This is a genomic window from Bacillus sp. FF-1 (genome assembly GCF_028548245.1).
GTDB classification, from domain to species: Bacteria; Bacillota; Bacilli; order Bacillales; family Bacillaceae_G; genus Bacillus_A; species Bacillus_A paranthracis.
In genome coordinates this window covers 1-2,685 of the sequence record NZ_JAQQGG010000028.1, presented here as the reverse complement: position 1 = coordinate 2,685, position 2,685 = coordinate 1, and the positions used below count along the sequence as shown (strand labels likewise).

The window sequence follows — 2,685 nt, the reverse complement described above, 5'->3', positions numbered from 1 at the left end:
TTATGATGATAGGTAAGGCTTTGATGTAATCTCCACCTTTTCCCCCACCTCACACCGTACGTGCTAGTTTCCTAGCATACGGCGTTCCATCGTTTCCAACTGACTTTAAAATCAAATTATGTTACTATCGGTTCATTTCCAGCTTTAGTTCTTAGCACATTCAGTTTATCCATTTGTTTCTTGTTAAGTTTAAAAGACCGAAGGTAATGTGTAATCTTATTAAGATTCGTCATGTGAATCAGTTTGTGTATAAACCAATCTACAATTACCAAGTTGTTGTACTTGTCATCCCCACCTTGTTTAATGGGAACAATGTGATGACAATGAACACGTTCAATACCAATTTCCTCACCAGTTACATAACACTTACCATATTGAGCAACGTATTTTGATATCCTATTATCGTTGTACTCAATACTTTTATTCTTCGAATAAGTCCTCATAACTTGGTTGAGAACATCCTTAGGTATTGCCTTAAGATTACTATGTACTTTATTACGCCCCGTTTCCGTATAGTTACAGATAACCTGCGAAAAATTCCACGGGTTTTTATGATGTATTCCTGTAACTGGTAAGAGTGGAGTGTTCTGTACAACGTAAATCTTAGTGTTAGGTTGTATTCCTTTGGTCTTCCTTTTAAAATTCACAGATGTTTCACAGAACTTCATGTGCTTCATATTGTTTCTAAGTCTGGTTCTTATGACTCTTCGCAGAGAGTAATTTACCTCCGTTAAATCCATGTAAATTGTAACCGCATATTTAAAGTAATTTTGTATACCAAGAAGGGTTGAATTAAATTGAGTAACTTTCTCTGAAGTGGGCTCCTTTTGAATTCCTTTGATTCGTTCTTTTAGTTGTCTTTTAGCTTTTGTAATAGCTTTGTCGGACATACTGGTTTTTGCAATATATCCAAATTTAGCTTTACCTTGTTTAACCACTTTGATTTTGAATCCAAGGAAAACTGACGAGTTTTTCTTGAGATTAACCACTTTGGACTTTTTGGGGTTAATTTCTAATCCCAAGCGGGATTTGAGAAAATCAACTGTCGCATGATAAAAGCGTTGTGCTTCATCATAAGTCCGACACATTATTTTGAAGTCATCCGCGTATCTCACTACATAACCACATTTTAGATTCGTGTACTTCCTAGCATATTGTCGAAACCCTAAATGCCGAGTAGAGATTCTGTGAGGTTTGTAGGTTTCCCATTGGCTACTTATCCACCAATCAAGTTCATTTAGAACAATGTTGGAAAGTAAAGGAGAAATAATTCCTCCTTGCGGAGTACCCTTATTGGGAATACCCTCTCCTTCTATCTCAGATTTAAGGATTTTTGAAATAACACATAGAAGTGATTTGTCTCTTATTCCCAGAGTCCACATTTGCCTTAATAGCTTTTTGTGGCATACATTATCAAAGAACCCCTTAATGTCAATATCAACACAGTAGTGTTGGTGACCTATGTTAATAAGACTTACAACTCTACTTAGTGCATGGTGTGTACTTCTGTTCGGTCTAAATCCATAACTATGGTTATGAAACTTAGCTTCACAAATAGGTTCCAATACTTGGAGGATAGATTGTTGTACTAATCTGTCCCAAATTGTTGGAATCCCCAGGGGTCGCTTCTTATCACTGCCCTCTTTTGGGATAAGGACTCTTTTAACTGCTTGTGGTTGATAGTTATTTAATCGTTTCCTAACTTCATGAATAATCTTTGTATCGTTTAGGTGCCAAATATCTTTAATGGTTAAATTGTCAACTCCAGCCGTGTTACTCCCCTTATTAGTTTTGATGTTGCGGTATGCTAATCTAATATTTTCTTCCGAACCGATAATATCAATTAATTTATAGAAATTGTTACCATTAAGGCTATTAGAATATAACTCATCATACTTTCTTTGCATGTCGTAATATTCACTGTGCCTTAGTTTAGTTTTCTTTAACATGGGCTGTAACCTCCCCTTATTTACTGGAGGTTTACATCTCTTTAGTCTTACTCGAAACCATGTCAACCATAAGTAACAGTCAGTTTTCAATCGACTAGTGGCTATCCCTCCACGTTCATTACACGTTTCATAGGTACTGTGCCACCACTTTCACTGTCATAAACCTAGGTTATACAATTTACAATTGTTTTCCCTAGAACCACTTCATCGGAAGCAAGCCCTCAGTGTTGACAGCTTACCACGTTCCGTCATTCCTATCTGTGCATATACCGTTAGGTTTCTCCTATGAGCCTGCTACCTTGATATTGCCTGTAACAATATATGGACTTTCATAAAGGCGAGTTTTACTCATCCACAGTAGCGACACTAATTGTGTCAGTAAGCCTTTCGACTTACTTCCGATATAGACCCGTACCATCAGAGATTCGTCCGCACATACCATACTCTATTGGTTCATAGTGCATACTAACCATAGGTAATTTATAGACTTCCGGTTTATAGGTTACACCACCCACCTCTGAGTGACTTTCGTATCCTATAGGATTACGGTAACTCTCAACCGACTTCACCGAGCTTCATACAGTTCAGTTCTTGCTAACTTCACTGCATGTCGGAGTATTAAAGGAAGCCCTTCAAGGCGTTACCCTATCATTTGACTTCTTGGAATGACAGTTCACTGTTGAACTGTAAGTTCGACAATGCCTAAGCTTTTCACTTAGGAACGTGTCGCACCACC

The 2,685-nt window shown here is 37.6% G+C and carries 1 protein-coding gene; it reads right to left on the bottom strand.

Annotated elements, in window-relative coordinates; all coding sequences use genetic code 11:
• Positions 1 to 116: 116 nt before the first annotated feature.
• Positions 117 to 1,949 (bottom strand): group II intron reverse transcriptase/maturase, encoded by a 1,833-nt coding sequence (gene ltrA / locus PQF83_RS28405; RefSeq protein WP_000914978.1) that lies wholly within the window; start codon positions 1,947 to 1,949, stop codon positions 117 to 119.
• Positions 1,950 to 2,685: the final 736 nt, after the last annotated feature.

Bases quoted from the DNA above. Each gene is read 5' to 3' on its own strand.
- ltrA (WP_000914978.1), bottom strand. From the start codon at position 1,949: ATGTTAAAGAAAACTAAACTAAGGCACAGTGAATATTACGACATGCAA.